Consider the following 26,545-nt stretch of genomic DNA (forward strand, 5'->3'; position numbering starts at 1 on the left):
TACATTTCATACTCTTATACCGTAACCATGCCCCAATGAGTATCCGTAATCGCTGCCGCCATACTCCTTCTTGCTCAAAGTACACGCTGATTAGCCTGAAGCGGTTCGGTTTTCTGAAAGGGTGGAGATTGGGATTACAACGCATTTATCGCTGTCGTCGTCCTCATGGAGGTTTCGATTACCCTCCTCATAAATGAGTCTAAATTGGAAAGGCCTCCAGATAAAATTGGCGGCCTTATTTTTCCCTTTCATCCTGTTCTTACCCGCTTTTTTCGTCACTGCTATACACTCTTACTAACGCTAAAAAAGGGAGCAGCGAGGATGGCAACCTATCCAGACAGTTTATTGATTCTCAATGGTAAAAGTGCAGGCAACGATCTGCTGCGTCAGGCAATCACTGATTTGCGGGAAGATGGGGCGCGGATCCATGTACGGGTCACGTGGGAAAAAGGCGACGCGGCACGGTATATCCATGAAGGCCTGACGTTGGGTGTCGAAACCATTATCTCCGGCGGCGGCGACGGCACCATCAATGAGATCGCCTCTGCGCTTGTCGACCTGCCCACCGAAGGCCGTCCGGTGATGGGCATTTTACCGCTCGGTACCGCCAATGATTTTGCCACCAGCGCTGGCATTCCGGAGGAGTTGAGTAAAGCCCTGCAACTGGCGATCCTTGGCAAAGCTACCGCCGTGGACATTGCGCAGGTGAATGACAAAACCTGCTTTATCAACATGGCGACGGGCGGGTTCGGCACGCGGATCACCAGCGAAACGCCGGAAAAACTCAAAGCGGCGCTGGGCGGTGTCTCTTATCTGATCCACGGCCTGATGCGCATGGACACCCTCAAGCCTGACCGCTGTGAAATTCGCGGCGAGGATTTCCAGTGGCAGGGAGACGCGCTGGTGATTGGCATTGGCAACGGACGTCAGGCAGGCGGCGGGCAGCAGCTTTGCCCGGAGGCGCTGATTAATGACGGTCAGCTTCAGCTGCGTATTTTCACCGGCGACGGCCTGCTGCCCGCGCTATTTACCACGCTGACGCAGCCCGAAGAGAGCCCAAACATTATTGCCGGAAAATCCGCGTGGTTCGAAGTGAATGCCCCGCACGGGATGACGTTTAATCTGGATGGGGAACCGTTGAGCGGGGAGCATTTCCGAATAGAGGTATTGCCCGGCGCGCTGCAGTGCCGGTTGCCGCCGGATTGTGTGCTTCTGCGCTAATCCCCTCACCCCAGCCCTCTCCCAAAGGGAGAGGGAGAGTGAGGCGTCAGGCGATCGTCACTTTGCTGTCCAGATAGACATCCTGAACTGCATTGATCAGCTTCACGCCGTCAGCCATCGATTTCTTAAACGCTTTACGGCCAAGTATCAGCCCCATACCGCCTGCGCGTTTGTTGATAACCGCCGTGCGTACCGCGTCAGACAGGTCAGTATCTCCACCCGCCGCACCGCCGGAGTTAATCAGCCCGGCGCGTCCCATGTAGCAGTTCGCCAGCTGGTAGCGCACCAGGTCGATCGGGTTATCGCTGGTCAGCTTGCTGTAGACACGGTCATCGGTATAACCGAAGTTCACCGCTTTATAGCCGCCGTTATTCTCGGCCATTTTCTGCTTCACGATGTCAGCGCCAATGGTTGCGGCCAGGTGGTTCGCCTGACCGGTCAGGTCAGCTGAGACGTGGTAATCCACCCCGTCTTTTTTAAACGCGGAGTTACGCAGATACGCCCACAGCACGGTCACCATCCCGAGTTCATGGGCGCGTTCAAAGGCGGCGGAAATCTCTTCAATCTGACGACGGGACTGCTCAGAACCGAAGTAGATCGTCGCCCCAACCGCTACTGCGCCCATATTGAACGCCTGCTCTACGCTGGCGTAGAGGGTCTGGTCATATTCGGTTGGGTAGCTGAGCGTCTCGTTGTGGTTCAGTTTGACGAGGAAAGGAATGCGGTGGGCATAACGCCGTGAAACAGACGCCAGCACGCCATAGGTAGAGGCCACACAGTTACAGCCTGCTTCAATCGCCAGCTCAACAATGTTCTTCGGATCAAAGTAGAGCGGATTGGCTGCAAAGGAGGCGCCTGCCGAGTGCTCAACGCCCTGGTCAACCGGCAGAATCGAGAGATACCCGGTACCGCCCAGCCGCCCGGTATTATAGAGCGTCTGCATATTTCGCAGCACGGCCGGTGGACGGTTGTTATCCACCATCACGCGGTCAACGTAGTCGTGGCCGGGCAGATAAAGCTGGTCGGCTGGAATGGTCATACAACGATGCTGTAAAAGGCTGTCGGCGTCTTTGCCAAGCAACTGCGCAATATCAGTCATAGCGATGCTCCCGTAATTCCGACGTCATGTCGGTGAGTGTTTATCCAGACCCACATTTTTATGGGCAGACTAAGCCTGGTACCGACTTAACAGATTTTCCAGCATTTGCATTTTTTTTCAGCACAATCTGCTGGCTCGATTCGTGTACAACAAAACTGTTACATTGATCAAACAATCACCACAAAGGTATTTCAAAGGTATTATTTAATGGTATGTTAAAGGCGTACTCTCACTGACATGCAGGATTAAACAATGAAAACGAAAGTCCAACTGTCATTCATGATGTTTGTTGAATGGTTTATCTGGGGAGCGTGGTTTGTGCCGCTGTGGCTATGGCTGAGCAAAAGCGGCTTTACCGCCGGGGAGATTGGCTGGTCCTACGCCTGTACGGCCATTGCGGCGATCCTGTCGCCTATTCTCGTCGGCTCGCTGACCGACCGTTTCTTTGCCGCCCAGAAAGTGCTGGCGGTGCTGATGTTTGCCGGTGCCGTTCTGATGTACTTCGCCGCACAGCAAACCCAGTTCAGCACCTTCTTCCCGCTGCTGCTGGCCTACTCTCTTACCTATATGCCCACCATTGCGCTGACCAACAGTATTGCCTTCGCCAACGTCGATGACGTGGAAGCCGATTTCCCGCGTATTCGCGTGATGGGCACTATCGGCTGGATCGCCTCCGGTCTGGCATGCGGGTTCCTGCCGCAGATGCTGGGCTATAGCGATATCTCTGATACCAATATTCCGCTGCTGATGACCGCAGCCAGCTCTGCCCTGCTGGGCGTGTTTGCCCTGTTCCTGCCGAATACGCCGCCGAAAAGTACCGGCAAGCTGGATTTCAAAGTGATGCTCGGTCTGGACGCGCTGATCCTGCTGCGCGACAAAAACTTCCTGGTATTCTTCTTCTGCTCTTTCCTGTTCGCGATGCCGCTGGCCTTCTATTACATCTTCGCCAACGGCTATCTCACCGAAGTGGGGATGAAAAACGCCACCGGCTGGATGACGCTCGGCCAGTTCTCTGAAATCTTCTTTATGCTGGCACTGCCGTTCTTCACAAAACGCTTTGGTATTAAGAAGGTCTTACTGCTGGGCCTGCTCACGGCCGCCATCCGCTACGGTTTCTTTGTTTACGGTGGCGCGGAACAATACTTCACCTATGCGTTGCTGTTCCTCGGCATTCTGCTGCACGGGGTGAGCTACGACTTCTACTATGTAACCGCGTATATCTACGTGGATAAAAAAGCGCCGGCGCATATGCGTACGGCTGCGCAAGGCCTGATTACGCTGTGCTGTCAGGGCTTTGGTAGCCTGCTGGGTTACCGCCTGGGCGGCGTGATGATGGAAAAAATGTTCGCTTACAAAGAGCCGGTGAATGGGCTGACCTTCAACTGGGCCGGAATGTGGACATTCGGTGCGATCATGATTGCCGTGATCGCCGTGCTGTTTATGCTGTTTTTCCGCGAATCGGACAAAGAGATCACCGCAATTGAGGTGGTTGATGGCGATGCTGCGCTGACACAAGGGGAAGTTAAATGAAACAAGAACGTATTCTCGGTGCTCTTTACGGGCAGGCGTTAGGGGATGCGATGGGTATGCCCTCCGAGCTGTGGCCAAGAAAGCGCGTCAAAGCGCACTTCGGCTGGATCGATCGCTTCTTACCCGGCCCGGCAGAGAATAACGCGGCCTGCTATTTTAAGCGCGCGGAGTTTACCGATGATACTTCGATGGCGCTGTGCCTGGCCGATGCGATTATCGAATGCGACGGGGAGATTGACGCGGATGTCATCGGCAAACACATCCTGAACTGGGCGCTGGATTTCGATGCCTTTAATAAAAACGTGCTGGGTCCCACCTCAAAAATCGCGCTTAACGCCATCCGCGACGGCAAACCCGTCAGCGAACTGGACAACAACGGTGTGACCAACGGGGCGGCTATGCGGGCTTCCCCGCTGGGCTGCCTGCTACCGGCGACGCGGCTGGAACATTTTGTCGGGCAGGTCGCGCTGGCCTCCAGCCCGACGCATAAATCGGACCTCGCCATCGCCGGGGCCGTGGTTATTGCCTGGGCGGTTTCGCGCGCCATCGACGGCGAGCGCTGGCAGAACATCGTCGATGCCCTGCCCGGCATTGCCCGCTACGCACAGGAGGCGAATACCACCACCTTCAGCGCCTCGCTGGCGGCTCGTATTGAACTGGCGCTTAAGACCGTGCGGGAAGCACACGGCATCGACTCCGCCAGCGAGCAGATTTATCAGCTTATTGGTGCGGGCACCAGCACCATCGAGTCCGTTCCGGCGGCAATTGCGATGGTGGAGCTGGCCGGCACGGACCCAAACCGCTGCGCGATTTTGTGCGCCAACCTCGGCGGAGATACAGACACCATCGGGGCGATGGCAACGGCCATCTGCGGGGCACTGCACGGCGTGCAGGCGATTGACCCGGCGCTGAAGGATGAACTCGATACCGAAAACCGGCTCGATTTTGACTACTATTGCGAAAAACTGCTGCACTACCGGGAGCAAAGGGAGGGCGTATGAGTACGTTAGCCCAGCGTCTTGAAACATTACAGGCCACACGCCCGGTCACGGTGCTGGGCGCGGCGGTCATCGACGTGATCGCCGACGCGTACGCCCTGCCCTGGCGCGGATGCGATATCGAGCTGAAACAACAAGGGGTGAATATCGGCGGCTGTGCGCTGAATATTGCCATCGCCCTGAAGCGGCTCGGCATTGCGGCGCAAAACGCCCTGCCCGTCGGCCACGGCGTATGGGCGGAGATCATCCGTAACGCCATGGCAAGACAGGATCTGCACAGCGCCGTGGAGGCCGAAGCGGGCGATAACGGCTGGTGTCTGGCGCTGGTAGAGCCTGACGGCGAACGCACCTTTATGTCGTTTAGCGGCGTGGAGAACCAGTGGCAGCCGCACTGGCTGGATGGGCTGAACGTCCCACCGGGTAGCCTGGTGTATCTGTCCGGCTATCAGCTGGCATCGCCATCGGGCGAACTGCTCACACGCTGGCTGGAGTCGCTGGAAAACGTCACCGCGTTTATCGATTTTGGCCCCCGCATTGCTGATATTCCCGACGCGCTGATGGCGCGGATCATGGCCCTGAAACCTATCGTGTCGCTCAATCGTCAGGAGGCGCAGATTGCCGCAGAGCGCGCTGGCATGGACGTTGATACCTTAGGCGTGCAGTGGCAGCACCGTTATGGCGCCGCGCTAATTATTCGTCACGACAAAGATGGCGCAGCCTGGTATGAAGGCGACGCATCGGGTTATGTTCCTGCGTTTCCCGCCACCGTCGTCGATACCATTGGCGCAGGCGACAGCCATGCGGGCGGTACGCTTGCCGGTCTGGCGGCAGGATGGCGTCTGGCGGATGCCGTGACGCTGGGAAATGCCGTGGCGGCCTGGGTGGTCAGCCACCGCGGCGGGGATTGCGCGCCGACGCGCGAGGCATTACTCCTCGCACACAAAGACGTATAGGTCGCTGCGACAGTAGCTGATGCTGTACTCAATCGGCCGGTGCTGCTGGTCAAGCGCAACCTGCTTGATCACCAGTACCGGTATTTTGTCATCCATACTGATATGCGCCTGAAACTCGCTGTCCGGCATCCGGGCGCTGACCCGGGAGCGGGTGCGTTGCGGAAAGATATTCTGGCTACGGAAGTAGTCGTACAGCGAGATGCCAATTGCGTCCGGGTCATGAATTAACTCAACCGGAACCCAGGACTCCTCAATCGACACCGCGTCATCGTCAACGTAACGAATGCGCTTAAGCAAGAATACCTCGCTGTTCGGGGGTACCGACAGCTGGCTGGCCACCTCTTCCGGACACTTCACCACCCGTTTATTCACCCACAGCGTGTTAGGTTTTTTACCGCGCAGCACCACCTGCTGGGAAAACCCGCGCGCTTCCTTGAGCGAATATTCAAAGATGTTGTTGATCTGTGTCCCGTAACCCCGGGCGCGCGTTACCACGCCCTCTTCTTCCAGCGCCTGCATCGCTTTGCGCACGGTAATGCGCGACACCCCGGTTAACTGACTCAGATCGCGCTCGCCGGGCAGAATATTCCCGTGCTCCAGCACTCCGCTGCGTACCGCGTTTTTTACCGTTTCGGCAAATTTCAGATACAGCGGCATGTTGTCGGGCGCGGCGATCCGTTCATTCAGTTGAGCGATTAACCGGGTATGCGCTTGTTCCATCTCTGTTTTCTCAGGCGTGGTGTTTCCTGCCAGTATACTGGCTTACCACCATGCATGAAAATGATGAACCGGCCCAATACCGTGACCCACTTCCAGAGTATCGGCTTTTGCCAGCGCGGCCGAGAGCCATGTTTTGGCCTCGCGTACCGTATCGTCCCAGCTGTTGTGCCGTGGACGCAGCGCCGCCAGCGCGGCAGAGAGCGTGCACCCCGTACCGTGGGTATTTTTGGTATGCACGCGCGGGGCCGTGAAACGCAGTTCACCGTCGCGGGTAAAGAGCCAGTCCGGGCTTTCATCGTCATCGAGATGGCCGCCTTTCATTAGCACCGCGCCGCACCCCATCGCCAGCAGGGCGTTCCCCTGCTCTTTCATCTCACGTTCGTTCTGCGCGTGTGGCGCGTCTAACAGTGCGGCCGCTTCCGGCAGATTTGGCGTAATCAGCGCCACCTGCGGCAGCAGTTTCTTGCGCAATGTCTCAACAGCAGAGGCAGAGAGCAGCGGGTCACCGCTTTTAGCCAGCATCACCGTATCCAGCACCACATTTTGCACCTGATAACGTTGCAGCCGCTCAGCCACCGCTTCGACGATATCCGTTTCTGCCAGCATCCCAATTTTGGTGGTGTCGATGCGCACATCGCTGAATACCGAGTCCAGCTGTGCACCGACAAAATCAGGCTCGATACGGTAGACCGACTGCACGCCACGGGTGTTTTGCGCCACCAGCGCGGTGATCACCGAGCAGCCGTAAGCGCCAAGAGCCGAGAACGTTTTCAGGTCGGCCTGGATACCGGCACCGCCGCTTGGATCGGTACCGGCAATCGTCAGAGCATTAATTCGTTTCATGCCTGTGCCTCCAGGTTGTGCAGCGCATCAAGGAACGCGCTGGCAAAGCTGCCCGGCCCGTGAGACTGCGCAACGGCGATCGTTCCGGCACGCTTCATCCATCCGCAGGCAGCGGCAACATTATCCAGCCGCTCCCCCGGCAGGGAACAACTCGCCGCCACCACCGCCGAGAGCGCACACCCGGTGCCCACCACGCGGGTCATTAACGGATCGCCGCCCGCAACCGTTCGGGTGCGCTGGCCGTCGGTGACGTAATCCACCTCCCCCGTCACTGCCACAATGGCATTGGTCTGGCGAGCCAGCACCTGCGCGGCGGGTAGCGCGGCGGCGGCGGTGTCGGTGGTATCTACACCGCGTCCCCCTGCGCTCATCCCCGCAAGGGCGAGAATTTCCGACGCATTGCCGCGAATGGCTGCTGGTTTCAGGGCAAGGATTTGATGACAAAAGCGGGTACGGAACGCCAGAGCGCCCACCGCAACCGGGTCAAGCGTCCAGGGCTTGCCTGCCGCCACCGCGCTCTCAATAGCACGACGCATCGACTGGGCGCGGGGCGTGGTGAGAGTACCGACGTTAATCAGCAGCGCATCGGCCATCCCGGCAAACTGCTCGGCCTCTTCGGCTTCAATCACCATTGCCGGAGAAGCGCCAAGCGCCAGCAGAACGTTGGCCGTAAAGGTTTGCACGACATCATTGGTCATACAGTGCGTAAGCGGGGAACGGGTCCGGAAGTGATGTAAAACGTGTAAATCGAGCAGGTCAGGCTGCATAGGTTCGCTCCTGCCTTGCGTGAAGAAGCGATGACCAGAGGAGGCATCTGACTTCCCTACGCTGGCATTATCCAGATCAGGTAATACGGGTATTTCTCAGCCTTCACAAAGAAGGGCACCCCGAGTCAAAATACTTTTAAAACAAATAGTTAGATACAAATATTTGCTTGAATTTAGTGTAACCGTAGCGAAGGCCACGGTGCAAGGGGTTTCTACAAGGCCAGTCGCATGCAGCATGTGGCCGCAGCTTATCGTAGGGAGATCATTCCTGTATTTTTTAGCTATACGTTTCGCGATAATTAAATCATTGTTACCTAAACACGATAAATTCGTTCTTTTTAAACCGTTACAACATGATATTTTTTCATGTGGAAAATATTTTGCAGAGGCAATCATAAAAGTTTCATTCAAAACAAATAACGAAATCAATAGAAAGGAAAACCAAAAGACGCTTTAAATAAATTAATTAAACAGGCGTAATAATGTAATTTTTTGACGAAAAAAGATAAGCAAGATTAATGTATTCTTAGTTTTACCCAAGAACGCCCGTCAATCCCCATAAAAATTAACTCCTTGTTTTATAATGAGTAGATCAATCCGCTCTCAAACTCCCCTTTTTAGCCATGCGTGCCAGTATTGATGAAGATCAATAAATAAAACGTGAATATCCGGGATAGTTGCTGCGCGTTACAAAAAAAAGTGATTTAGAAAAAATCACCGTAACCTCCTTTTTTAAATTAAATATAACAAGACGTTATATCCTCCCGCCAGGATAGCGAAATAATTTTATTGATGAGAGTTTGGAAATGAAATGTATTAAAACCGCCATATCTGTTTTTATTTTAACTTCTGTTCCTGGCACAGCAGTTCTTGCCTCTACCTCGCCGGTTACATCCAGTTGGGGGGACGCATATATTTCCGCAAAGAATGAGCAATTTACTGCCACACCTGTTATTACCCTGCCGACGCAACAAACACCGGTTGCACCACAGCCAGTATTATTAGCCCCTCACCTGGACGGGCAGCATATTGAGCCTGGTCAGGCGCCCACGCCTGTTCTGCCGCCGCAGAAAACTCCCGTGAAACAAATTGCGGTTGACCCAATACAAAGCTCTGTTGATGGTTCTGCAACGGCGTTGAAAACCGCGCAGGCAACACATTTAGACGGTCAACATAACCAGGTCATTAATGGTCGTGATGGCCGTCCGGGCAAAGACGGCGTGACGACGATTATCACCCGTAATATCACTGATACAGCCGCCGTTAAACAGATCAATACGCTGACTACGCAAACAGCCGGGCAAGCACAGGAGCTCAACGCGGCCCGACAAATGCTTATTCAGCAGCAAAAAAGTTCTAACGCACAGTTTAAAAGCCTTAAAGACGACGTGGACGATAATAAAAAAGAGTCCCGTAGTGGAATCGCCGGTGCCGTTGCTATCGCTTCAATGCCGCAAGTCGAGCGGGATCAAACGTTTATGGTGAGTGCGGGTGCCGGGACTTTTCATGACGAAAGCGCCGTTGCGGTAGGCGCGTCCTTCCATGCGGGTGAACATGCCATTGTGAAAGCGGGTGTCACCACCACAACGAATAACGATTATGCTGTAGGGGCGGGTATAGGGCTTGGCTGGTAATTAAAAACAACCACATAGAGTAAAACCATTAATCGCAAGTTGCGTTTAAATTCCTGAAATAATTTAGACATCTGCTCTTGCAATGACATGCTTTGTTTATATCAAAGCAAGAGCGCAATTAAATGATCTACTGGGGTGTAAAATTAAAATCATTTACTGGTCATTAGCGGTGATAGTTATTTTTATAATAATTATTATCATCACAGCATATATTAAAATTGAGATGTTAGCGCAATGAAAAAAACGATATTTACTGTAGTCATACTCGGCATAGCGTATTTTCTCGGCGGATGTGCAACAAAGGCGTCAAGGATGCAGGAGTGTCTTAATGAAGGCATTTCTAAAGACACCTGTTATCTCGCAGAATCACAACGCCAGGCAGCGATCAGCAACGCGTCGATGAATGCGGCTTTTGCGAATGCGGCTTATGCGGTGCAACATGCACAAATGACGCATAAGCACAGAAAAGAGCTTGCTCATTCAGGATGTACGCAGGTTGAGGAAGCTAACGGCGAATGCACTGCAAATTCAGATAAAAGTCAATCGCGTGATTTAAAACAGCTCTCCCGCGAGGCCGAAGCGGTAATGAACGGTACCATCGATGACGGTGCGGCATTCCTGCTGGGGCAAGGATGGAAACCAAACAACGGTAAATGGCATAAACAGGGATATACCTTAACGCTGGTGGTTGAAAAGGGAATTGTTGTGAACAGCCAGCTGTCAAAATAATGATCTAAACCGGCAACAATAAAGGGGTGGCAGCCCCTTTATTGCAAACTCACCATGCGAATGAACGGGAAGTCGTCACTCCAGCTGCCAGGCTCCGGCTTCGAATAATAACGCTGAGCCACCCCAGGCAAATACGTTTATTTCCCTTCGCCCTGCCTCAGGATAAATTCGGCTGCTTAAACACGCGTCGCCTTCATTGACAAAAACTTCCACGGATGAACTGTCGAAGAACAGACGCAGATTAAGCGTATTATCCAGGTTCAGCGCGACGCTTCGTGTCCCGCACAGGCCATACTGCGGATAGTTTCGCTCAAGAACCAGACGCTGCATTTGAGCATCCACGTAGACGCGCAGCCCCTCTCCCAGACTCATGCCGTACTGCTCGGCACTGCTATTGGCACAATCCCACTGCAGAATAACCTCCATCGCGTCGCAGCGCTCCACCAGAGCCATCTGCTGATGAGTCAGCGTACTGACCGGCCAGGGGAACCACGCTCGCCGGAGACCTTCGACCTCTCTGGCCGGTCGCATTTGCAGACGGTTATCCGCACTAAGCGTCAGTTCGCGCGGTAAAGAGAGCATGCCTGCCCAGCCGTCCTCCTGTTCCGGCTGGGAGGATTCCCACATGTCCAGCCAGCCGATAACGATGCGGCGACCATCAGGCGTGAGGAAACTTTGTGGCGCATAGAAATCATGCCCGCGATCCATCTCCACAAACTCACCTTCCCGCACAAAAGGCTGCCCGGGCTGCCATTCGCCCAACAGATAACCGCTCTGGAAAAGATTACGGTTTTTGAATCCTTCAGCGGCCATCCCCTGAGGCGAAAACATCAGCACGCGTTTGCCATTGAGCGTGAAAAAGTCCGGGCATTCCCACATGTAGCCCATCTCTTTTTCAGCCACCGCCAGCACGCCCATATCCTGCCACTGGCGCAGATCGGCAGAACGATAAACGCGCACCTGGCCCGTCTCACCGTCCCGCGCACCGACAACCATGTACCAGTTATCCCCTTCACGCCACACCTTCGGGTCGCGGAAGTGATGCAGACCTGGCGGGGTATCAACGATCATTCCCTGCCGGACAAAATGAATGCCGTCACGGCTGGTCGCCAGACATTGCACCTGGTAGAGATTCGCCTCGTCATCAGGATCGCCATGGAATTTATGTCCGGTGTAAATCAGCGCCAGCGTATCGCCATCCACCACCGCCGATCCGGAAAAACAGCCATCCTTGTCTTCAGGCCCTTCTGGCGCCAGCGCAACGGGGAGATGTTCCCAGTGAACTAAATCCTTGCTACGCGCATGGCCCCAGTGCATAGGCCCCCACTGGGTGGAGTACGGATGATGCTGGTAAAAAGCGTGATACCAACCGTCAAACCAGACCAGGCCATTTGGGTCGTTCATCCAGCCAGCGCGCGCAGCGAGGTGGTAACGCGGATACCAGCGCAGATTGAGCCCTTCGCGTCTGGACTGAAGTTCCTGCTCTGCTTTAGTAATTGAATACGTCATTTCTCTACTCTTTCGATCAGATGGTGGAAGGTTGCGGCATGAGCGGGTCAGAAGAGGATTTACCCGAGCGCAACAGGAAGATGGAGATAAACGTGGTGCTGAAAACTAACAGCCCCATAATGAGATAGGACTGGGCGAAGCCGTATTTCTCATAGCTGTAACCCGCCAGCGGCGAGAGGACCGAGGCGATCACCGAGCTGGTACAGGCAAAGCCCACCAGATAGAGGGTGGAAGAGAGCCGTTTATCGAAATGTAAGCTGTTGTATTTAAAAATTGAGACCAGCAAAACGGGCAGTTCGACCGCGTGTAATAGCTTGGTAATGGAGATCAGTACCGGTCCCTCAACCAGCCCCGAAGCCACCATACGCATCGCCATCACCATTCCCGCAAAAATCAGGCCATTCTTTGCGCCAAGGCGATTCACCAGCCATGGGGCGCAGAACATGCCCGCCGCCTCAAGGAAAACCTGGAAGGAGTTGAGATAGCCATACATGGCGTTTCCTTCCTGTAACGTCGGGAACTGGGAGGAGAAATAGACCGGGAACTGCTGGTCGTAAACGCCATAAATACAGGTGCCGATAACAAAAAATACCAGCGCCCAGAACCGCGGCAGCGTCAGCAGACGCAATGCATCTTCCAGCGTGACTTTACCGCCTGACACCGCTTCCTGCATGGCGTGCGGGGCGGAAGAGACCCTGAGACGCGCCAGCAAAACAAAAAACAGCAGTCCTGCAGAGCTTGCGACAGCGAAGTTCAGCTTCGGATTAATGTTAAACAGAAGTCCCGCGAAAAAGGTTGCCACCGCCCAGCCAAGCGATCCCCACATCCTCGCCTTGCCGAACTCAAACTGGCTCTGGCGGGCGACACGCTCGGTATAGGACTCCAGTACCCCTATCCCACCGTTAAACGTCAGGCCGATATAGATCCCGCCGAAAATACTGCCGAGTAAAACGTTAATCTGCAGCAGATAACCAAACAGCAAAAAGGCCGGACCAGAAAGAATGAGCAGGCTGGTCAGAAACCAGAGCAGGTTCTTGCGCAGACCAAGTTTGTCCTGAATGAATCCATAGCAGATTTGAGCGAAAAGCGCGGAGACAGAAAGCACGGCATAGATAATGCCGGTGTCGCCCGCTTTTAAGCCCACCTCCTGGTGGAGCCAGATGGAAAGCAAAGAGCCGGAAGAAGACCAGGTGACAAAAAAGAAAAACAGTAATGCGCTCAATAAGGGATAGCTGTGAGAGTGATGCGTTTTCATCATGACATTCTCATGTTGGAGTAATGACAAAATGGTAACGTTAACATTGAGCGTTACTCATGCGGTTTGGAGCAGATTCATGATGTTAATCACGAAAGTTAACGTTAACATTACAGAAGTGAGATCGCGATCAATTATTCATCAATGAAGCCTGTCTGGCTCCACTCACATACCCCCTTTCCTTTTACATCAGTAACTTAGTTGTATACTCTTTAACACGTGACATTAACGGAGTAAGAAAATGGCTTCCCTGAAGGACGTCGCAAAGCTGGCTAACGTATCGCTGATGACCGTCTCACGCGCGCTTAACAACCCGGAGCGCCTTAAACCGGAAACGTTGGCACGCGTACAGCAGGCTATTGAGCAGACCAGCTACGTACCCGATCTTTCCGCCAAGAAAGTACGCGGCGCGCATGCCTCGCCAAAAACCATAGGCGTGCTGGCACTCGATACGGTGACGACACCTTTCTCGGTGGAGATTACGCTGTCCATTGAAGAGACGGCCCGGATGCACGGCTGGAACAGTTTCGTCATGAATATGTTTACCGATGACAACCCGGAGGCAATCGTCGATCTGCTGCTCTCTCACCGCCCGGACGGCATTATTTACACCACCATGGGATTACGTCAGGTTCCTCTCCCGGCCAAGCTCCTTACCCTTCCCTGCGTGCTGGCCAACTGCGAAAGTATCGATGAAGAGGTCGCCAGCTATATTCCTGATGATGAACAGGGGCAGTACGCCGCCGTACAGGCGTTACTCGCCGCAGGCTATCGACAGCCCCTGTGCCTGCATTTACCCGCAGATCATCTGGCCACAACCCGACGCCGTCACGGGCTGGAACGTGCATGCCGTGAAGCGGGGCTCGACCCGGACCGTCTGGATCATAGTTATATGGCGTTTGGGGACGAGCACTATCGCGACATTCCGTCAGTTCTGCAGGCGCGCATTCAGAATGGCCTTCCCCAGTTCGACTCGGTTATCTGCGGCAACGATCGTATCGCATTGATGGTTTACCAGACCCTGCTGGCGCAAGGAATTCGCATCCCTGAAGATATCGCGGTGATCGGCTATGACAATATGGTAGGCATTGGAGAACTCTTTCTTCCGCCTCTTTCAACGGTTCAACTGCCGCATTATGAAATTGGTCGCCTCAGTGCTCTGCATATTATTCACGGTGAAACCCATCGGGAAACCACGCGCGTTGAAAGTCCATTTTTAATGCGGAATTCCATTACGCATCTATCATGACCACCGCTTTTTAGCCCTGTCGCAGTAATAAGCAGGCTAAGGAGGCGTCAACCTCCCTTTCAGGGAAAAATGGCACGATTTGTCACACTCTTTTTTATGATTTTACCCTCTGGGCAGTTAGCACGTAACCGGCTGTTTTTATTTGCCATAACGCATAATTTTCTTTCTCAAAACGGGGATATTCCGTCCCCTGTGCCCCATGTCACAAAACAGTAAACAAATTAACCATTGAGCCCCGTGGCAAAAGGCTCTATATTGGCGGCGTTTTTTTCAGGCCCCCATCTGTTTTTTAACTTTTTATTCAATCGTGGCTCATAACGAAGCGGCGGTTGTAGGAGTGATATGATGACGGATAAAGTCCGTATTGACACCGTAGATGCCCACAAAAGCAACGAAACCTATCTGGCCCGTCAGGCCGAGTTTGAATCTAACGTCAGGAGTTATCCGCGCAAACTGCCTTTGGCCATCACTAAAGCAGAAGGCGTGTGGATCACCGATGCAGATAATAAAGAATACCTTGACTGTTTAGCAGGCGCAGGCACCCTCGCGCTTGGCCATAACCACCCTGATGTGCTGAAAAGCATCCAAAATGTCATTACCAGCGGCTTGCCGTTACATACTCTGGATCTGACTACGCCTCTGAAAGACGCGTTTTCCGAATACCTGCTCTCTCTGCTGCCTGGTCAGGGCAAAGAGTACTGCCTGCAGTTCACCGGTCCATCCGGTGCTGACGCCGTGGAAGCGGCGCTGAAGCTGGCGAAAAAAGTCACCGGCCGTAGCGGTATCATCAGCTTCTCGGGTGGTTACCACGGTATGACTCACGGTGCACTGTCCGTGACCGGTAACCTGTCTCCGAAAGAAGCGGTAGACGGTATGATGCCAGAAGTGCAGTTCATGCCTTACCCACACCAGTACCGTTGCCCACTGGGTATCGGCGGTGAAGCGGGCGTGAAAGCGCTGACCTACTACTTCGAAAACCTGATCAACGACGTTGAAAGCGGCGTGCGTAAACCTGCTGCGGTAATCCTGGAAGCCGTTCAGGGTGAAGGCGGCGTGAACCCGGCTCCTGTTGAGTGGCTGCAGCGCATCCGTAAAGTGACTCAGGAACACGGCATTCTGCTGATCCTGGACGAAGTTCAGGCAGGCTTTGCCCGTACCGGTAAATTCTTCGCGTTCGAACACGCGGGCATTGAGCCAGACATCATCGTGATGTCTAAAGCCGTTGGTGGCGGTCTGCCACTGGCTGTGCTGGGTATCAAAAAGCAGTTCGATGCATGGGCACCAGGTCACCACACCGGCACCTTCCGCGGCAACCAGCTGGCGATGGCAACCGGTCTGACGACGCTGAAGATCCTGAAAGACCAAAACATCGCTGGCAAAGTGGCTGCACAGGGCGAATGGCTGAAAGGCCAGCTGAACGAGATGGCGAAACGCTATCCGGTTATCGGCCACGTTCGCGGTCTGGGCATGATGATCGGTATTGAGATCGTTAAACCACACGAAGCCGCTGACCACATGGGTTGCTTCCCGGGTGATGGCGAGCTGTCTGCACTGATTCAGAAGAAGTGCTTCGAAGCCGGTCTGATTCTGGAGCGCGGTGGTCGTAACGGTATCGTTCTGCGTCTGCTGCCTTCTCTGCTGATCAGCGATGATGAGCTGAAAGTCTTCCTGGATAAATTCGAGCAGGCACTGCTTGCTGCGGGCGTTCGCCCGGCGTAACCGGAGTTGTTGATTACGATGTCTGATTCAAACCCAATTTTGTTCTCCTCTGCGCAGAGCATTGAAGCTTACCAGCAGGCGATTGAACAAAGCACTCAGGCTGTGATGCAGTGGCTGAAACAGCCTGAGATGTATCAGGGCAAAACGGTCGCGGAACTGCGCGACCGCATTAAGCTGGATTTCAACCCGAAAGGGCTGGGCAACGAAGCGGCGATTGAACGCGCCGTGGAGTTCTTCCTGAAAGACAGTTTGTCCGTTCATCACCCGCAGTGTGTGGCGCACCTGCACTGCCCAAGCCTGGTCGTTAGCCAGGCGGCGGAAGTGCTGATTAACGCCACTAACCAGAGCATGGACTCCTGGGATCAAAGCCCGTCCGCAACCATTATTGAGATCAAACTGATCGAATGGCTGCGTACCCGCGTGGGTTATCAGGCTGGCGACGCGGGTGTCTTCACCAGCGGTGGCACCCAGAGCAACCTGATGGGTCTGATGCTGGCACGTGATGCGTTCTTCGCACGTCAGGGCCACTCTGTCCAGCAGGATGGTCTGACGGGCGATCTGCGTAAGATCCGCGTACTGTGCTCCGAAAACGCGCACTTCTCCGTGCAGAAAAACATGGCGCTGATGGGGCTGGGTTATCAGTCCGTCGTGCAGGTGAAAACTGACGAATTCTCTCGCATGGATCTGACCGATCTGGCGGCGAAAATCGAGCAGTGCAACGCCAACGGCGAACAGATTCTGGCGATTGTCGCGACAGCAGGGACCACCGATGCCGGTGCTATTGACCCGCTGCGTGCCATTGCTGAACTGGCGGCGAAGCAGAACATCTGGGTACACGTTGATGCGGCCTGGGGCGGCGCACTGCTGATGTCTGAGCAGTATCGCCACTACCTGGACGGCATTGAACTGGTGGATTCCGTTACTCTGGACTTCCACAAACAGTTCTTCCAGACCATCAGCTGCGGTGCATTCCTGCTGAAGGAAGCGCGCCACTATGAGCTGATGCGCTATCAGGCGGCTTACCTGAACTCTGAGTTCGACGAAGAAGCCGGCGTGCCGAACCTGGTTTCCAAATCGCTGCAGACCACACGCCGTTTCGACGCGCTGAAGCTGTGGATGAGCCTGGAAGCGCTGGGTCAGGAGCAATACGCAGCGATCATCGATCACGGCGTGACGCTGGCACAGCAGGTTGCAGCTTATGTGAAAGAGCAGCCCGCACTGGAACTGGTTATGCAGCCACAGCTGGCAAGCGTGCTGTTCCGCTTCCGTGGCGAGGTGCAGGCAGATGATGCAGGTATCGCCCTGCTGAACCAGAAAATTGGTGATGCGCTGCTGGAGTCCGGCCGTGCAAACGTCGGCGTGACCGAGCATAACGGCGTGACCTGTCTGAAGCTGACGCTGCTGAACCCAACCGTGACGCTGGAGGATATCAAAACCCTGCTGTCTCTGGTTGAGCGTACTGCGCAGGAAGTTCTGGCGAAGTAATACCACAGCCCCTCTTCCACCGGGAGAGGGGCTATTTTTATAACCCTGCCCACCACATCCTGACTTTTAATCCCCAGTAGCTTGTCCAGCCCGTTGTTGTACTGACGACATTGCCTTTAGAGACCAGCACCAGCGTCGGCGTTACGCTAACCTGCCATTGCTGTGACAGCGCACCGTTTTCGTCATTAATCACCGGCATTTTCAGCTGTTTCTTTTCGACCCAGCGCGCAAGCTTAGCGTCATCACCAGAGCGCATGGCAATACTCACCACGTTCCCGCCCTCTTCTGCCAGCCTATTGACCGCAGGCGTGGTATAGCGACAGATGCTGCACCAGGTCGCCCAGACGTAAATCAGCAGCGGCCGATCCTGACTGAGTGCAGCAATGTCATGTACTGAGCCATCAATGCCCTGCATTGGGGTAGCGCTAAACGTGGCGGGTAATGTCGGCTTGCGGTACTGATCCACACCCCACATCACGGCCAGCGCCAGCAGTACGAGTATGATCCCTTCCCGCGCCCAGCGGCGCAGTTGGCTGAATTTGCTGTTTTCCATTGTGACCTCGTGATTTAACGAAGGTCATCTTAGCGAGCTGCGCGCCGTTTCGCTGTAAAGAAGTGTCGCCCTACCTGGTGCGCAAGGTATCAACCATCAGGGTAAAGCAGGACTCAATGAGCGGAGGCAGCGCCTGCGGGGCACGCATCAGCGCCACCGTGCGCGCCAGGGCCGGTTGCTGAAGGTGAACCACCTTAAGCTGCGGGTCCTGCAGGTGGGTGGTATAAAGCTGAGGCAATATACCCACGGCAAGCTTCGAGCGCACCAGCCCGTATAATGTCTCGATATAGTCCACCTGATAACGGGTCTGCAGGGACAGACGGTGGCTTTCGGCAAGCGCATTGACCAGCCGCTGAATATTGCCTTTTGAGAAAACGGCAATATCCCGGCCCACCAGCTGTTTCCAGGGAACATGTGCCGACGCGGCGAGCGGATCGTCGCAATGCAGCACGGCCACAAACGGATCCTCCTGCAACGGGAACACGTCCAGCTGTTCGGGTACCGAGTTGTCCAGCGCCCCGATGCCAAAATCAATCTGCCCTTTCAGCAGTTGCGCCACCAGCGCATCGTTGGTCTGGTCGTGAAACTCCACCCGCAGGCGCGGAAAAGCCTGCGCCAGCGTCTGCGGCAGCAGCGGAAACAGCAGTGAACTGACAGAAGGCACCAGACCGATCCGCACCGTACCGTCGCCGCCGGCCTGCACAATCTGCTGCATATCATCAAACGCCAGCTGCGCCACGCTGAGCACCCGCTGGGCGTGTGGCAGAATGGCGTGACCCAGCTCGGTCAGCGTGACCGCCGACGCGGTACGGTTGACCAGTTTACCGCCGAGCACGGTTTCGATTTGCCGCAGGGCGCTGCTGAGCGCCGGCTGGCTGATGGCCAGTTTACTGGCGGTATCCGTAAAATGACGCAGTTGCGCCAGAGTGACAAAATACTGTAGCTGCCGAAGAGAGAGCGCAGGCAAGCGCTGCCAGGGTTCCGTCATCATTATCCATTACACGCGTCACAGAATAACCCGGGGTTATCGGACGATAAATTTTATCAGCTGGGCAAACGTTTGCCGGGTGCATAGAGTAACGTCAATATTTCAATGCTGGAACTGTTAATTGCATGACTGCCGAAACCCGACGCCGCGCCGTGAAGGCTGCACGAGGCGAAACGCCGTTTGACCTGTTGCTTACGCATACCCGAGTTGTTGATATGGCAACCGGTGAGATCCGCGACGCGGATGTGGGTATCGTCGGCTCGCTTATCGCCAGCGTCCATCCGCGCGGCAGCCGCAACGATGCGCTTGAGACGCATGACCTGAACAACCAGTTTCTCTCTCCGGGGCTAATGGACACGCATGTTCACCTTGAAAGCTCGCACCTGCTGCCTGCCCGCTACGCAGAGATCGTACTGGCGCAGGGCACCACTGCGGTGTTCTGGGATCCGCACGAGCTGGCAAACGTGCTGGGGATTGAAGGCGTCCGCTTTGCCATTGAGGCGAGCCGCAACCTGCCACTGCAGGTAATGGTCGCGGCGCCATCGAGCGTTCCTTCCACACCGGGGCTGGAGATGTCCGGCGCAGACTTTGCGGGCGAAGAGATGAATACCCTGCTTGGCTGGCCCGAAGTGCGCGGCGTGGCGGAAGTGATGGACATGCACGGGGTGCTGAATGGCAGTCAGCGTATGCTGGAGATCCTGCAGGCCGGGCTGGAAAGTGGGAAGCTGATTGAAGGTCACGCGCGTGGTCTGAGCGGCGCGGATTTACAGGCGTACCTGGCGGCGGGCGTCACCTCCGATCATGAACTCACCTCTGCCGACGATGCGCTGGAAAAATTACGCGCCGGGCTGACGCTGGAGATCCGCGGCTCGCATCCTTATCTGCTGCCTGATATCGTCAGCGCGCTGAAAACGCTGCCGCATCTGTCGTCACAAATCACGGTCTGCACTGACGATGTCCCACCGGACATCCTGATGGAAAAAGGCGGCATCATCGCCCTGCTCAACCTGCTGATTGAACATGGCCTTCCGGCGACGGACGCGCTGCGGTTTGCCACCCTGAATGCTTCCCTGCGCCTGCAGCGTAACGATCTCGGGCTGATTGCCGCGGGTCGTCGTGCGGATCTGGTGGTGTTCGATTCACTGGATAAACTGACGGCTCGCCGGGTGTACGTCGCCGGAAAATGCATTGCCCGTGACGGAGCGATGATCGAGCCGATTGTTGATACGCCCCTGACGCTGCCCCGGGATACCGTGCGACTGTCGTCGCTGACCGCCAGTGATTTTTACATGCGCATCGACAACGCAAACCACGGTGTGGCGCGCCTGCGTCATATCAGCGGCGCACGTTTTACCCGCTGGGGAGAAACCGACGCCCGGGTACGTGACGGACGCGTTGAGATACCGGCTGGTTTTAGCCTGATTTGGGTTCAGCACCGCCACGCGCGCCATGCGGCAAAACCGCAAATCGCCCTGCTGGAAGGCTGGGGAGAGCTGCGGGGGGCCATTGCCACCAGCTACTCCCACGATTCACACAACCTGGTGGTACTGGGACGCAATCCTGATGACATGGCACTGGCCGCCAACACGCTGATCCAAAGCGGTGGCGGGATGGCGCTGGTGCAGAACGGGGATGTGATCGCCCATGTGGCGATGCCCATTGCGGGGATGTTGTCAGAACTCGCCCCTGCGGAACTGGCGCGCCAGTTCCGTGAGCTGCGCGAACGCAGCAGCCAGATTGCCGACTGGGAGCCGCCATACAGAGTATTTAAAGCCATTGAAGGGACATGCCTTGCCTGCAACGCCGGGCCGCATTTAACCGATCTTGGACTGACCGATGGCAGCACGCGCCAGATTGTCGATCCGCTGATTTCTTACCGGGAAACCCCGGACACCACACAATAATACCGAAGGAGAGCCGGATAATGGCCGACAATACCGTTAATTCGCCAGCACCAGGGAACTGGCTTGAACGTCGTTTTGCACTGCATACGCGCGGCAGTACCGTGCGCACAGAGTGTCTGGCCGGTCTCACCGGTTTTCTCGCCGCCGCCTATTTGCTGGTGGTCATCCCGGGGCTGTTGGCCGTGGGCGGGATGGATAAAGGCGCGGCGACCACCGGCACCATTTTGGTGTTTGTGGCCGGTACGCTGCTGATGGCGTTTTACGCCAACCTGCCGTTTATTGTCGGGCCCGGCATTGGTGGCTCGGTGCTGGTTGGGGTAACGCTGGCGGGCAGTGAAGGCATCGGCTGGCAAATTGGTCTGGGCATTGCCTGCTGGTCGGGAATTTTGTTCTTCCTGCTCACCCGTTTTGGCCTGCGAGAGGTTGTGACCCGCTCCGTACCGCAGTCCATCAAACTGGGACTGACGGCCTCTATCGGTCTTTTTGTCGCCGTACTGGGCTTTCGCAATGCCGGGCTGGTGCTGGCTAACGCAAAAACGAACGCGCTGATGCTGGGTGATTTTCTCTCCCCAGGCGCGCTGGTGGCGCTCAGCGGTCTGTTCCTCGCCATTGCCCTGCAGGCGCGTCGCATTCCGGGCGCCATTTTGTGGGCCATTTTGTTTGCCACCCTCGTGGGCATTCCGATGGGGGTGACTCACCTTCCTGCCAGCTTTATTGACATGCCTCACTCACTGACGCCGGTGCTGGGCCATATCGACATGCTGGGCGCGCTGAATATTGCCTTCCTGCCGTTCCTGTTTGTCTTTTTCGCATCGGAGTTTTTCTCCACCATGGGCACCACGCTGGCGGTGGGAGGTGAAGCCGGGTTGCTGGATGAAGAGGGCAATATGGCAAACATCAATCGCCCGTTTATGGTGGACTCGATAGCCGCCGCGATTGGCCCGTGGGTGGGTATTCCTGCCGCCACGGCGCTGATTGAATCCTCCGCGGCCGCAGAAGCAGGGGGTAAAACCGGCATGACGGCGCTGGCCGCTGCGGTCATGTTCTTGCTGATGCTGCTGTTTACGCCCGTTGCGCTCATGATCCCAAAAGAAGCCACCGCCCCTGCCCTGATCCTGATCGGCCTGAATATGTTCAGCGGCCTGCGTAAGGTGGATCTGGCAAACTTCACCGATGGGCTGCCGGTGCTGATGATGGTAATGATTACGCTGATTGCCAACAGCTTCGGGACAGGGATTGCGGGAGGGCTGCTGTTTTACATCGTCATCAAAGCGATTGCAGGAAAATGGCGAGAAATCCCCGTTGGTCTTTGGATCCTCGCCATTCCGCTGGTGTATTACTTTGCCACGCTGGTGAAGCACTAATCCTTGCGCGGTTGCCGTGTCGGGCGTTGGCCATACTCGTAATGGCCATAGCCTGCACGGTAATACAGCGCTGCTGATTTCACCACATCGTTCAGCACGGTGCCGTTGATATGCGCCCCCGTTTGCTGCAAACGCTTAATGCTGTTCTCCATCTCTTTCAGGCTGGTTTTACCATAGCGGGCCACCAGCAGCGAGGTGGCGGCCACCGGGGCAGCCACTGAGGCGTCGGTTACGGCCAGCACCGGCGGGGTATCGAGGATCACAAGGTCATAATGCTCGTCTGCCCAGGTCATTAACGCCCTGAAGCGTTCGCTCATCAGCAGTTCAGAGGGGCGTAACGGAACCGGCCCGCAGGTCAGCACATCAATGTTGCCTTTCTCATAGCGCTGAATCGCCGCCTGGAAATGACATTTCCCGTCAAGCACGTCGGAAAGCCCGGTATGGTTTTTCAGATCGAAGATGTTGTGTACATAGCCTTCGCGCATATCCGCATCAATGAATAACACCCTGAGCCCGGCCTGCGCCTCAATCGCGGCCAGCGAGGTGCTGACAAGGGTTTTACCGCAGTCCTGCGTTGGGCCTGAAATCATGACGATCCGGTTAGCGGCATCCTGCAAGGTGAAATGCAGGCTGGTGCGAAGCCCCCGCACGGCCTCGACAAAAACATCCGCAGGCCGATCAACTGGCAGGAAAGGGACATCGACAATCTTGTGTCTCCAGCGTGAGCCAAAAACACGTTTTTTACGCAGATTGGTTTTTTTCCACAGCCACAGGGAACGGGGCAAGGTGGCCATCACCTGTACGCCAAGCCCTTCCAGTTGCTCGGAGGTGTTGATGCCGCGTCTGAGCGCCATGCGGACCAGGACCAGCCCCATTGAGCATATCAGCCCCAACAGGATGCCTAAGACGATGACCACCAGCTTTCGCGGTTTGATGGGATCGGGTTGCGTCACCGCGCTGTCGATAATTCGCACGTTACCAATGGCGCTGGAGCGCGAAATGTTCAGCTCCTGCTGACGGGTGAGGAGCTGCAAATAGATGGTGCGGCCTGACTCCACATCCCGGCTAAGGCGCAAAATATCCTGCTGAGTCGATGGCATGGCGGCGACACGCTGATTAAGGCGGACCTTCTCCTGCTCAAGCGTCTGACGCTTTTCACGCAAGGCGCGGTAGTTCGGGTGATCTTTCTTGAACAGCTGAGAAATCTCCGCCTCACGAAACGTCAGCTCGTTGAGCTGGTTTTCGATATTCACAATCTGCTCGAGAACCGATTTCGCTTCCAGGGAGAGATCCACCGAGTCACGCTGTTTGCGATACTGATTCAGCCGCTCTTCAGCCAGATCCAGTTCGCTTCTGATTTTAGGCAACTGCTTCTGCAAAAATGCAAGGCTACGGGCATCCTGGGCTTCCTGGCGCGCAATGTTTTGCTGCAGATAGTTGTTGGCAATCCGGTCAAGCACATGCGCAATGCGCTCAGGATCGTTGCCGGTCAGCGTGAGCGTCAGCACCCCACTCTGCTTTGCCGATTCAACGACGCTAAATTGGGTGCTGAGCGTATTGATCGCCTCCAGGCGGGTGCTGTTTTGCACCGTGAATTGCGTGCCCGTTGGCGCATTCATTTTCACCACCAACAGTGAAACGCCGGCTTTTTCCAGCGGTTTCCCTTCCCTGCCCTCGGCATAAAAGTTATCCCCCTCCAGCCGGTATGCCCCTTTTTCCAGCACAATGAGCACAAGGGTGCGAGGTTTGCCTTCGACAGGGGGAAGTTGCAGCCAGCCAAGGGCAACCGTCGCCGGTTTACGGCCCTGCAATCGTGCCCACAGACGCCCCACAACCGGGAACGTACGCTGCGTCACGTGCTGTGTTAGGCCTAATTCATCGACGGTTGCGCCCAGAATCATCCGCGATTTAAGCAGGAGAATTTCAGGTTCGACATCGGGAGACATCTCACTCCCAAACTGCCTTAAATTTTTGAGCAGGCTGTTATCCTGCTTTCCTTCTACCTGGATTAAGGCATCTGCGCGATAAACGGGCGTGGCCAGAAAGGCATACAGCCCCGCCAGCAGGGTGAACAGGAAAGTTATCGATAAAATGACTGCACGGTGATCGATCACCTCGCCGAGCAGGCTAATGAGATCGATTTCATGGTTCTCCGGTGCTGCCGCACCGTAACTGTCTGTTGTGTAAGACGACATTAACGCTTCATTCCTTGTTGACTCAAACGATGAGCCCATTCCTGACTGGCTTTGCCCAGCAGACCGAAAACATAATCGAACGCTTCACGACTTTTACAATAGGGATCTGGGATGTCCTGCGGCCCCAGCCATTGCCCAAAAAGCAGCGATTTGCCGCGAATTTCCGGGGCCATGTCAGAGATAAAGCGAAGATGGGCAGGTTCCATCACCAGAATCAGATCCGATTCCCGCATGATCTGCGGGGTCAGTTTGCGCGCGCGATGTCCCTCAAGTGAGATCCCATGTCGCCTGGCCACGTCCTGAGCGCTGACATCCGCCGGGCTGCCCTCCAGCCCATAGATACCTGCCGAGGTTATCCGTTTTCCCGGTAGCAGCTGACGCAACAGCCGCTCGCCAATCGGCGAGCGACAAATATTGCCGGTGCAGACCACTAAGATGGAATCAAACATTATTGCGGCCACGATCTGATGTAACGGACCGTTTCGGTCAGGTCATGAACGCCACTGATGGTCGGCACGAGCTGCGTAATGACGCGATTCCAGCGTGACAGCGGTGCCGTGGTGACGTAGACAATGTCGTACGGCTCAAGCTGGAATTCAGTGCCCAACACCATCGCGGAGGCATCCTGCGCGTTAAGCTGATAAATGTTGGCAATTTTTCCCGCGTCGTTGCCTTTGGCAATGGAGCGAATGACAAAAATGCCCGTCGCATCGGCCATATCCTGATTCAGGCCGCCCGCATTGCTTAGCGCTTCAGCAAGAGTCATTCCGCTCCTGTCCATCTTGAGCGTGCTCTGCTTGATCACCTCCCCCATCACGAAGACTTTCAGGGCGTCATTACGAGGCACAAAAAGGATATCGCCCGGATAGAGCAGCTTATTTTGCGTCAGGTCGCCGTGCTGCATCAGCGCATACAGAGAGAGGCGCGAATCTTTCCCCTCGTGAGTGAGAACCACATTGCGCCAGTCCGCATCGGCAGAAAGCCCGCCTGCCGCGTTGACGGCATCCATGACCGTCAGGGGAATATTGGTGATTGCCTGCTGACCAGATTTGACGACTTCGCCCGTGACATAGGCTTTTTGCGAGCGGAAGGCAGCCACGCTGACGTCAACCTGCGGGCTTTCGATCACGCTATCCAGCCGTTTGGCGATCTCTTCCCTGACTTCAGAGACCGTTTTTCCCGCCACCGGGAGTTTGCCGACATAGGGATAAAAGAGCGTACCGTCGGCGTTGACCCAGTTGCCGGTGTCACTGGCACTGCGATACTGTCCGGCCGGTGTTGTCAGTTCAGGGTGATCCCAGACGGTTACGGTCAAAATATCACCGGTTCCAATGCGGTACTCCCAGTTTCTGACCTGCTCATCGAGCTTAGGATTAGACTGAGATTTGGTGACGGCAGGGCGCAATTTCTCAATCAATGAAGGGGTAACAGGATAGAGATCCACGCGCTTATCTAAATTATTATTTTCATCACCCGACGTAATGACGTTTTTTCCCGCTGAGCTTAATGTTTGCCCGGGAGAAAATACGCAGCCCGTCAACTGACTTATCGCTAAGAATATTACAGATAATGTGGTTGTGTTTTTCATTAGAATTAATATTTCATTCATGAGCGCAAAAAACGCATAACAGGCCATTCCGGAAGAATCGCCTACTTTTTCAACATGCTGTTTTTCAAGCAATTACGTAAAATCACACATCACTGAATGATGTGTAGAATGAACTGAAGGACCGGAACCACGTAGAATTGAGAATTAAACCGCTCCGCTTTTAGAAGTTTAAATCGTCTTCAAATGAAATGCATGCATTTCAGGTCACAAATTTAGAGTAA

Annotated in this window: 21 protein-coding genes, 1 pseudogene and 1 riboswitch; of the genes and pseudogenes, 11 read left to right on the top strand and 11 right to left on the bottom strand. The window is 55.2% G+C overall.

The features are described 5' to 3' along the window. Window positions 1-321 precede the first annotated feature (321 nt). On the top strand, window positions 322-1,221 hold the full coding sequence (yegS, locus tag EQV24_RS06045; RefSeq protein ID WP_048971183.1) for a lipid kinase YegS: 900 nt from the start codon (window positions 322-324) through the stop codon (window positions 1,219-1,221). Between the two features lie 46 nt (window positions 1,222-1,267). On the opposite strand, the gene fbaB is transcribed toward yegS, so the two are convergent. After that, on the bottom strand, window positions 1,268-2,320 hold the full coding sequence (fbaB, locus tag EQV24_RS06050) for a class I fructose-bisphosphate aldolase (protein ID WP_008500869.1): 1,053 nt from the start codon (window positions 2,318-2,320) through the stop codon (window positions 1,268-1,270). A gap of 252 nt (window positions 2,321-2,572) precedes the next feature. On the opposite strand from fbaB, the gene EQV24_RS06055 reads away from it, so the two are divergent. The 3 genes from EQV24_RS06055 to EQV24_RS06065 are packed head-to-tail and all read left to right on the top strand — an operon-like array spanning window position 2,573 to window position 5,801. Further along, window positions 2,573-3,850, top strand: coding sequence for a nucleoside permease (locus EQV24_RS06055; RefSeq protein WP_038979525.1), 1,278 nt, complete (start codon window positions 2,573-2,575; stop codon window positions 3,848-3,850). After that, window positions 3,847-4,851, top strand: coding sequence for an ADP-ribosylglycohydrolase family protein (locus EQV24_RS06060; protein ID WP_102752100.1), 1,005 nt, complete (start codon window positions 3,847-3,849; stop codon window positions 4,849-4,851). The genes EQV24_RS06055 and EQV24_RS06060 overlap by 4 nt, the downstream gene beginning before the upstream one ends. Further along, window positions 4,848-5,801 carry a PfkB family carbohydrate kinase gene (locus EQV24_RS06065; protein ID WP_038979523.1) on the top strand — a complete coding sequence of 318 codons (954 nt, stop codon included), beginning with the start codon at window positions 4,848-4,850 and terminating at the stop codon, window positions 5,799-5,801. The genes EQV24_RS06060 and EQV24_RS06065 overlap by 4 nt, the downstream gene beginning before the upstream one ends. On the opposite strand, the gene EQV24_RS06070 is transcribed toward EQV24_RS06065, so the two are convergent. The 3 genes from EQV24_RS06070 to thiM are packed head-to-tail and all read right to left on the bottom strand — an operon-like array spanning window position 5,775 to window position 8,131. Beyond that, window positions 5,775-6,521, bottom strand: a complete 747-nt coding sequence (locus EQV24_RS06070; RefSeq protein ID WP_058679560.1) for a GntR family transcriptional regulator — start codon at window positions 6,519-6,521, stop codon at window positions 5,775-5,777. The two genes, EQV24_RS06065 and EQV24_RS06070, sit on opposite strands and share 27 nt — an antisense overlap. Window positions 6,522-6,563: 42 nt before the next feature. Then, window positions 6,564-7,364, bottom strand: a complete 801-nt coding sequence (gene thiD, locus EQV24_RS06075; protein WP_038420163.1) for a bifunctional hydroxymethylpyrimidine kinase/phosphomethylpyrimidine kinase — start codon at window positions 7,362-7,364, stop codon at window positions 6,564-6,566. Next, window positions 7,361-8,131: a hydroxyethylthiazole kinase gene (gene thiM, locus EQV24_RS06080; protein ID WP_058679559.1), complete on the bottom strand. Its 771-nt coding sequence runs from the start codon at window positions 8,129-8,131 to the stop codon at window positions 7,361-7,363. Before thiM ends, thiD begins: the two co-directional genes overlap by 4 nt. A 36-nt stretch (window positions 8,132-8,167) precedes the next feature. Further along, window positions 8,168-8,264: riboswitch (TPP riboswitch) on the bottom strand. A 673-nt stretch (window positions 8,265-8,937) separates the two neighbouring features. Here thiM and EQV24_RS06085 point away from each other — a divergent pair. Together EQV24_RS06085 and EQV24_RS23705 are read left to right on the top strand one after the other, a co-directional pair. Next, window positions 8,938-9,765, top strand: a complete 828-nt coding sequence (locus EQV24_RS06085; RefSeq protein WP_130626324.1) for a YadA C-terminal domain-containing protein — start codon at window positions 8,938-8,940, stop codon at window positions 9,763-9,765. A gap of 234 nt (window positions 9,766-9,999) precedes the next feature. After that, window positions 10,000-10,494 (top strand): hypothetical protein, encoded by a 495-nt coding sequence (locus EQV24_RS23705; RefSeq protein WP_179291466.1) that lies wholly within the window; start codon window positions 10,000-10,002, stop codon window positions 10,492-10,494. Window positions 10,495-10,569: 75 nt separating this feature from the next. Here EQV24_RS23705 and EQV24_RS06095 read toward each other — a convergent pair whose 3' ends face one another. Together EQV24_RS06095 and EQV24_RS06100 are read right to left on the bottom strand one after the other, a co-directional pair. Next, on the bottom strand, window positions 10,570-12,003 hold the full coding sequence (locus EQV24_RS06095; RefSeq protein ID WP_130626325.1) for a glycoside hydrolase family 32 protein: 1,434 nt from the start codon (window positions 12,001-12,003) through the stop codon (window positions 10,570-10,572). Window positions 12,004-12,019: 16 nt separating this feature from the next. Beyond that, window positions 12,020-13,261 (bottom strand): MFS transporter, encoded by a 1,242-nt coding sequence (locus tag EQV24_RS06100; RefSeq protein WP_020690161.1) that lies wholly within the window; start codon window positions 13,259-13,261, stop codon window positions 12,020-12,022. 238 nt (window positions 13,262-13,499) lie between these two features. Between EQV24_RS06100 and EQV24_RS06105 the strand changes: the two genes are divergently transcribed. The 3 genes from EQV24_RS06105 (at window position 13,500) to EQV24_RS06115 (ending at window position 17,711) form a co-directional block, all read left to right on the top strand. Further along, window positions 13,500-14,507, top strand: a complete 1,008-nt coding sequence (locus EQV24_RS06105; protein ID WP_130626326.1) for a LacI family DNA-binding transcriptional regulator — start codon at window positions 13,500-13,502, stop codon at window positions 14,505-14,507. A 342-nt stretch (window positions 14,508-14,849) separates the two neighbouring features. Beyond that, window positions 14,850-16,226, top strand: coding sequence for a diaminobutyrate--2-oxoglutarate transaminase (locus EQV24_RS06110; protein ID WP_013097916.1), 1,377 nt, complete (start codon window positions 14,850-14,852; stop codon window positions 16,224-16,226). An 18-nt stretch (window positions 16,227-16,244) separates the two neighbouring features. Next, window positions 16,245-17,711 (top strand): aspartate aminotransferase family protein, encoded by a 1,467-nt coding sequence (locus tag EQV24_RS06115; RefSeq protein ID WP_013097917.1) that lies wholly within the window; start codon window positions 16,245-16,247, stop codon window positions 17,709-17,711. Between the two features lie 37 nt (window positions 17,712-17,748). Here the strand turns inward: EQV24_RS06115 and EQV24_RS06120 are convergent, their stop codons facing one another. Together EQV24_RS06120 and EQV24_RS06125 are read right to left on the bottom strand one after the other, a co-directional pair. Next, window positions 17,749-18,264, bottom strand: coding sequence for a protein disulfide oxidoreductase (locus tag EQV24_RS06120; RefSeq protein ID WP_130626327.1), 516 nt, complete (start codon window positions 18,262-18,264; stop codon window positions 17,749-17,751). A gap of 70 nt (window positions 18,265-18,334) precedes the next feature. Beyond that, the gene (locus tag EQV24_RS06125; RefSeq protein ID WP_162780648.1) at window positions 18,335-19,255 is read right to left on the bottom strand and encodes a LysR family transcriptional regulator; all 921 of its coding nucleotides are present in this window, start codon (window positions 19,253-19,255) and stop codon (window positions 18,335-18,337) included. 122 nt (window positions 19,256-19,377) lie between these two features. Here EQV24_RS06125 and EQV24_RS06130 point away from each other — a divergent pair. Both EQV24_RS06130 and EQV24_RS06135 read left to right on the top strand, forming a co-directional pair. Further along, window positions 19,378-21,196, top strand: a pseudogene (locus EQV24_RS06130) (adenine deaminase C-terminal domain-containing protein). Further along, a complete protein-coding gene (locus EQV24_RS06135) occupies window positions 21,177-22,520 on the top strand; it encodes an NCS2 family permease (RefSeq protein ID WP_020690155.1) in 1,344 nt (447 codons plus the stop codon). Before EQV24_RS06130 ends, EQV24_RS06135 begins: the two are co-directional and overlap by 20 nt. Here the strand turns inward: EQV24_RS06135 and etk are convergent. Genes etk through EQV24_RS06150 form a run of 3 tightly spaced genes read right to left on the bottom strand, consistent with a single transcriptional unit; the run spans window position 22,517 to window position 26,303 of the window. After that, on the bottom strand, window positions 22,517-24,715 hold the full coding sequence (gene etk, locus EQV24_RS06140; RefSeq protein WP_130626328.1) for a tyrosine-protein kinase: 2,199 nt from the start codon (window positions 24,713-24,715) through the stop codon (window positions 22,517-22,519). The genes EQV24_RS06135 and etk overlap by 4 nt on opposite strands. Further along, window positions 24,715-25,164: a protein-tyrosine-phosphatase gene (locus EQV24_RS06145; RefSeq protein WP_013097923.1), complete on the bottom strand. Its 450-nt coding sequence runs from the start codon at window positions 25,162-25,164 to the stop codon at window positions 24,715-24,717. Before EQV24_RS06145 ends, etk begins: the two co-directional genes overlap by 1 nt. Beyond that, window positions 25,164-26,303 carry a polysaccharide export protein gene (locus EQV24_RS06150; protein ID WP_023622076.1) on the bottom strand — a complete coding sequence of 380 codons (1,140 nt, stop codon included), beginning with the start codon at window positions 26,301-26,303 and terminating at the stop codon, window positions 25,164-25,166. Before EQV24_RS06150 ends, EQV24_RS06145 begins: the two co-directional genes overlap by 1 nt. Between the last annotated feature and the right edge of the window lie 242 nt (window positions 26,304-26,545).

Source organism: Enterobacter sp. A8, from assembly GCF_004296595.1.
GTDB lineage: Bacteria > Pseudomonadota > Gammaproteobacteria > Enterobacterales > Enterobacteriaceae > Enterobacter > Enterobacter cloacae.

Coding starts and splice junctions, on each gene's coding strand:
- EQV24_RS06150 (WP_023622076.1), bottom strand. CDS start 26,303: ATGAAAAACACAACCACATTATCTGTAATATTCTTAGCGATAAGTCAG.
- EQV24_RS06055 (WP_038979525.1), top strand. CDS start 2,573: ATGAAAACGAAAGTCCAACTGTCATTCATGATGTTTGTTGAATGGTTT.
- EQV24_RS06085 (WP_130626324.1), top strand. CDS start 8,938: ATGAAATGTATTAAAACCGCCATATCTGTTTTTATTTTAACTTCTGTT.
- EQV24_RS06115 (WP_013097917.1), top strand. CDS start 16,245: ATGTCTGATTCAAACCCAATTTTGTTCTCCTCTGCGCAGAGCATTGAA.
- thiM (WP_058679559.1), bottom strand. CDS start 8,131: ATGCAGCCTGACCTGCTCGATTTACACGTTTTACATCACTTCCGGACC.
- EQV24_RS06060 (WP_102752100.1), top strand. CDS start 3,847: ATGAAACAAGAACGTATTCTCGGTGCTCTTTACGGGCAGGCGTTAGGG.
- EQV24_RS06120 (WP_130626327.1), bottom strand. CDS start 18,264: ATGGAAAACAGCAAATTCAGCCAACTGCGCCGCTGGGCGCGGGAAGGG.
- EQV24_RS06105 (WP_130626326.1), top strand. CDS start 13,500: ATGGCTTCCCTGAAGGACGTCGCAAAGCTGGCTAACGTATCGCTGATG.
- yegS (WP_048971183.1), top strand. CDS start 322: ATGGCAACCTATCCAGACAGTTTATTGATTCTCAATGGTAAAAGTGCA.
- EQV24_RS06145 (WP_013097923.1), bottom strand. CDS start 25,164: ATGTTTGATTCCATCTTAGTGGTCTGCACCGGCAATATTTGTCGCTCG.
- EQV24_RS06125 (WP_162780648.1), bottom strand. CDS start 19,255: ATGATGACGGAACCCTGGCAGCGCTTGCCTGCGCTCTCTCTTCGGCAG.
- EQV24_RS06135 (WP_020690155.1), top strand. CDS start 21,177: ATGGCCGACAATACCGTTAATTCGCCAGCACCAGGGAACTGGCTTGAA.
- EQV24_RS06065 (WP_038979523.1), top strand. CDS start 4,848: ATGAGTACGTTAGCCCAGCGTCTTGAAACATTACAGGCCACACGCCCG.
- EQV24_RS06110 (WP_013097916.1), top strand. CDS start 14,850: ATGATGACGGATAAAGTCCGTATTGACACCGTAGATGCCCACAAAAGC.
- etk (WP_130626328.1), bottom strand. CDS start 24,715: ATGTCGTCTTACACAACAGACAGTTACGGTGCGGCAGCACCGGAGAAC.
- EQV24_RS06070 (WP_058679560.1), bottom strand. CDS start 6,521: ATGGAACAAGCGCATACCCGGTTAATCGCTCAACTGAATGAACGGATC.
- EQV24_RS23705 (WP_179291466.1), top strand. CDS start 10,000: ATGAAAAAAACGATATTTACTGTAGTCATACTCGGCATAGCGTATTTT.
- EQV24_RS06100 (WP_020690161.1), bottom strand. CDS start 13,261: ATGATGAAAACGCATCACTCTCACAGCTATCCCTTATTGAGCGCATTA.
- EQV24_RS06095 (WP_130626325.1), bottom strand. CDS start 12,003: ATGACGTATTCAATTACTAAAGCAGAGCAGGAACTTCAGTCCAGACGC.
- fbaB (WP_008500869.1), bottom strand. CDS start 2,320: ATGACTGATATTGCGCAGTTGCTTGGCAAAGACGCCGACAGCCTTTTA.
- thiD (WP_038420163.1), bottom strand. CDS start 7,364: ATGAAACGAATTAATGCTCTGACGATTGCCGGTACCGATCCAAGCGGC.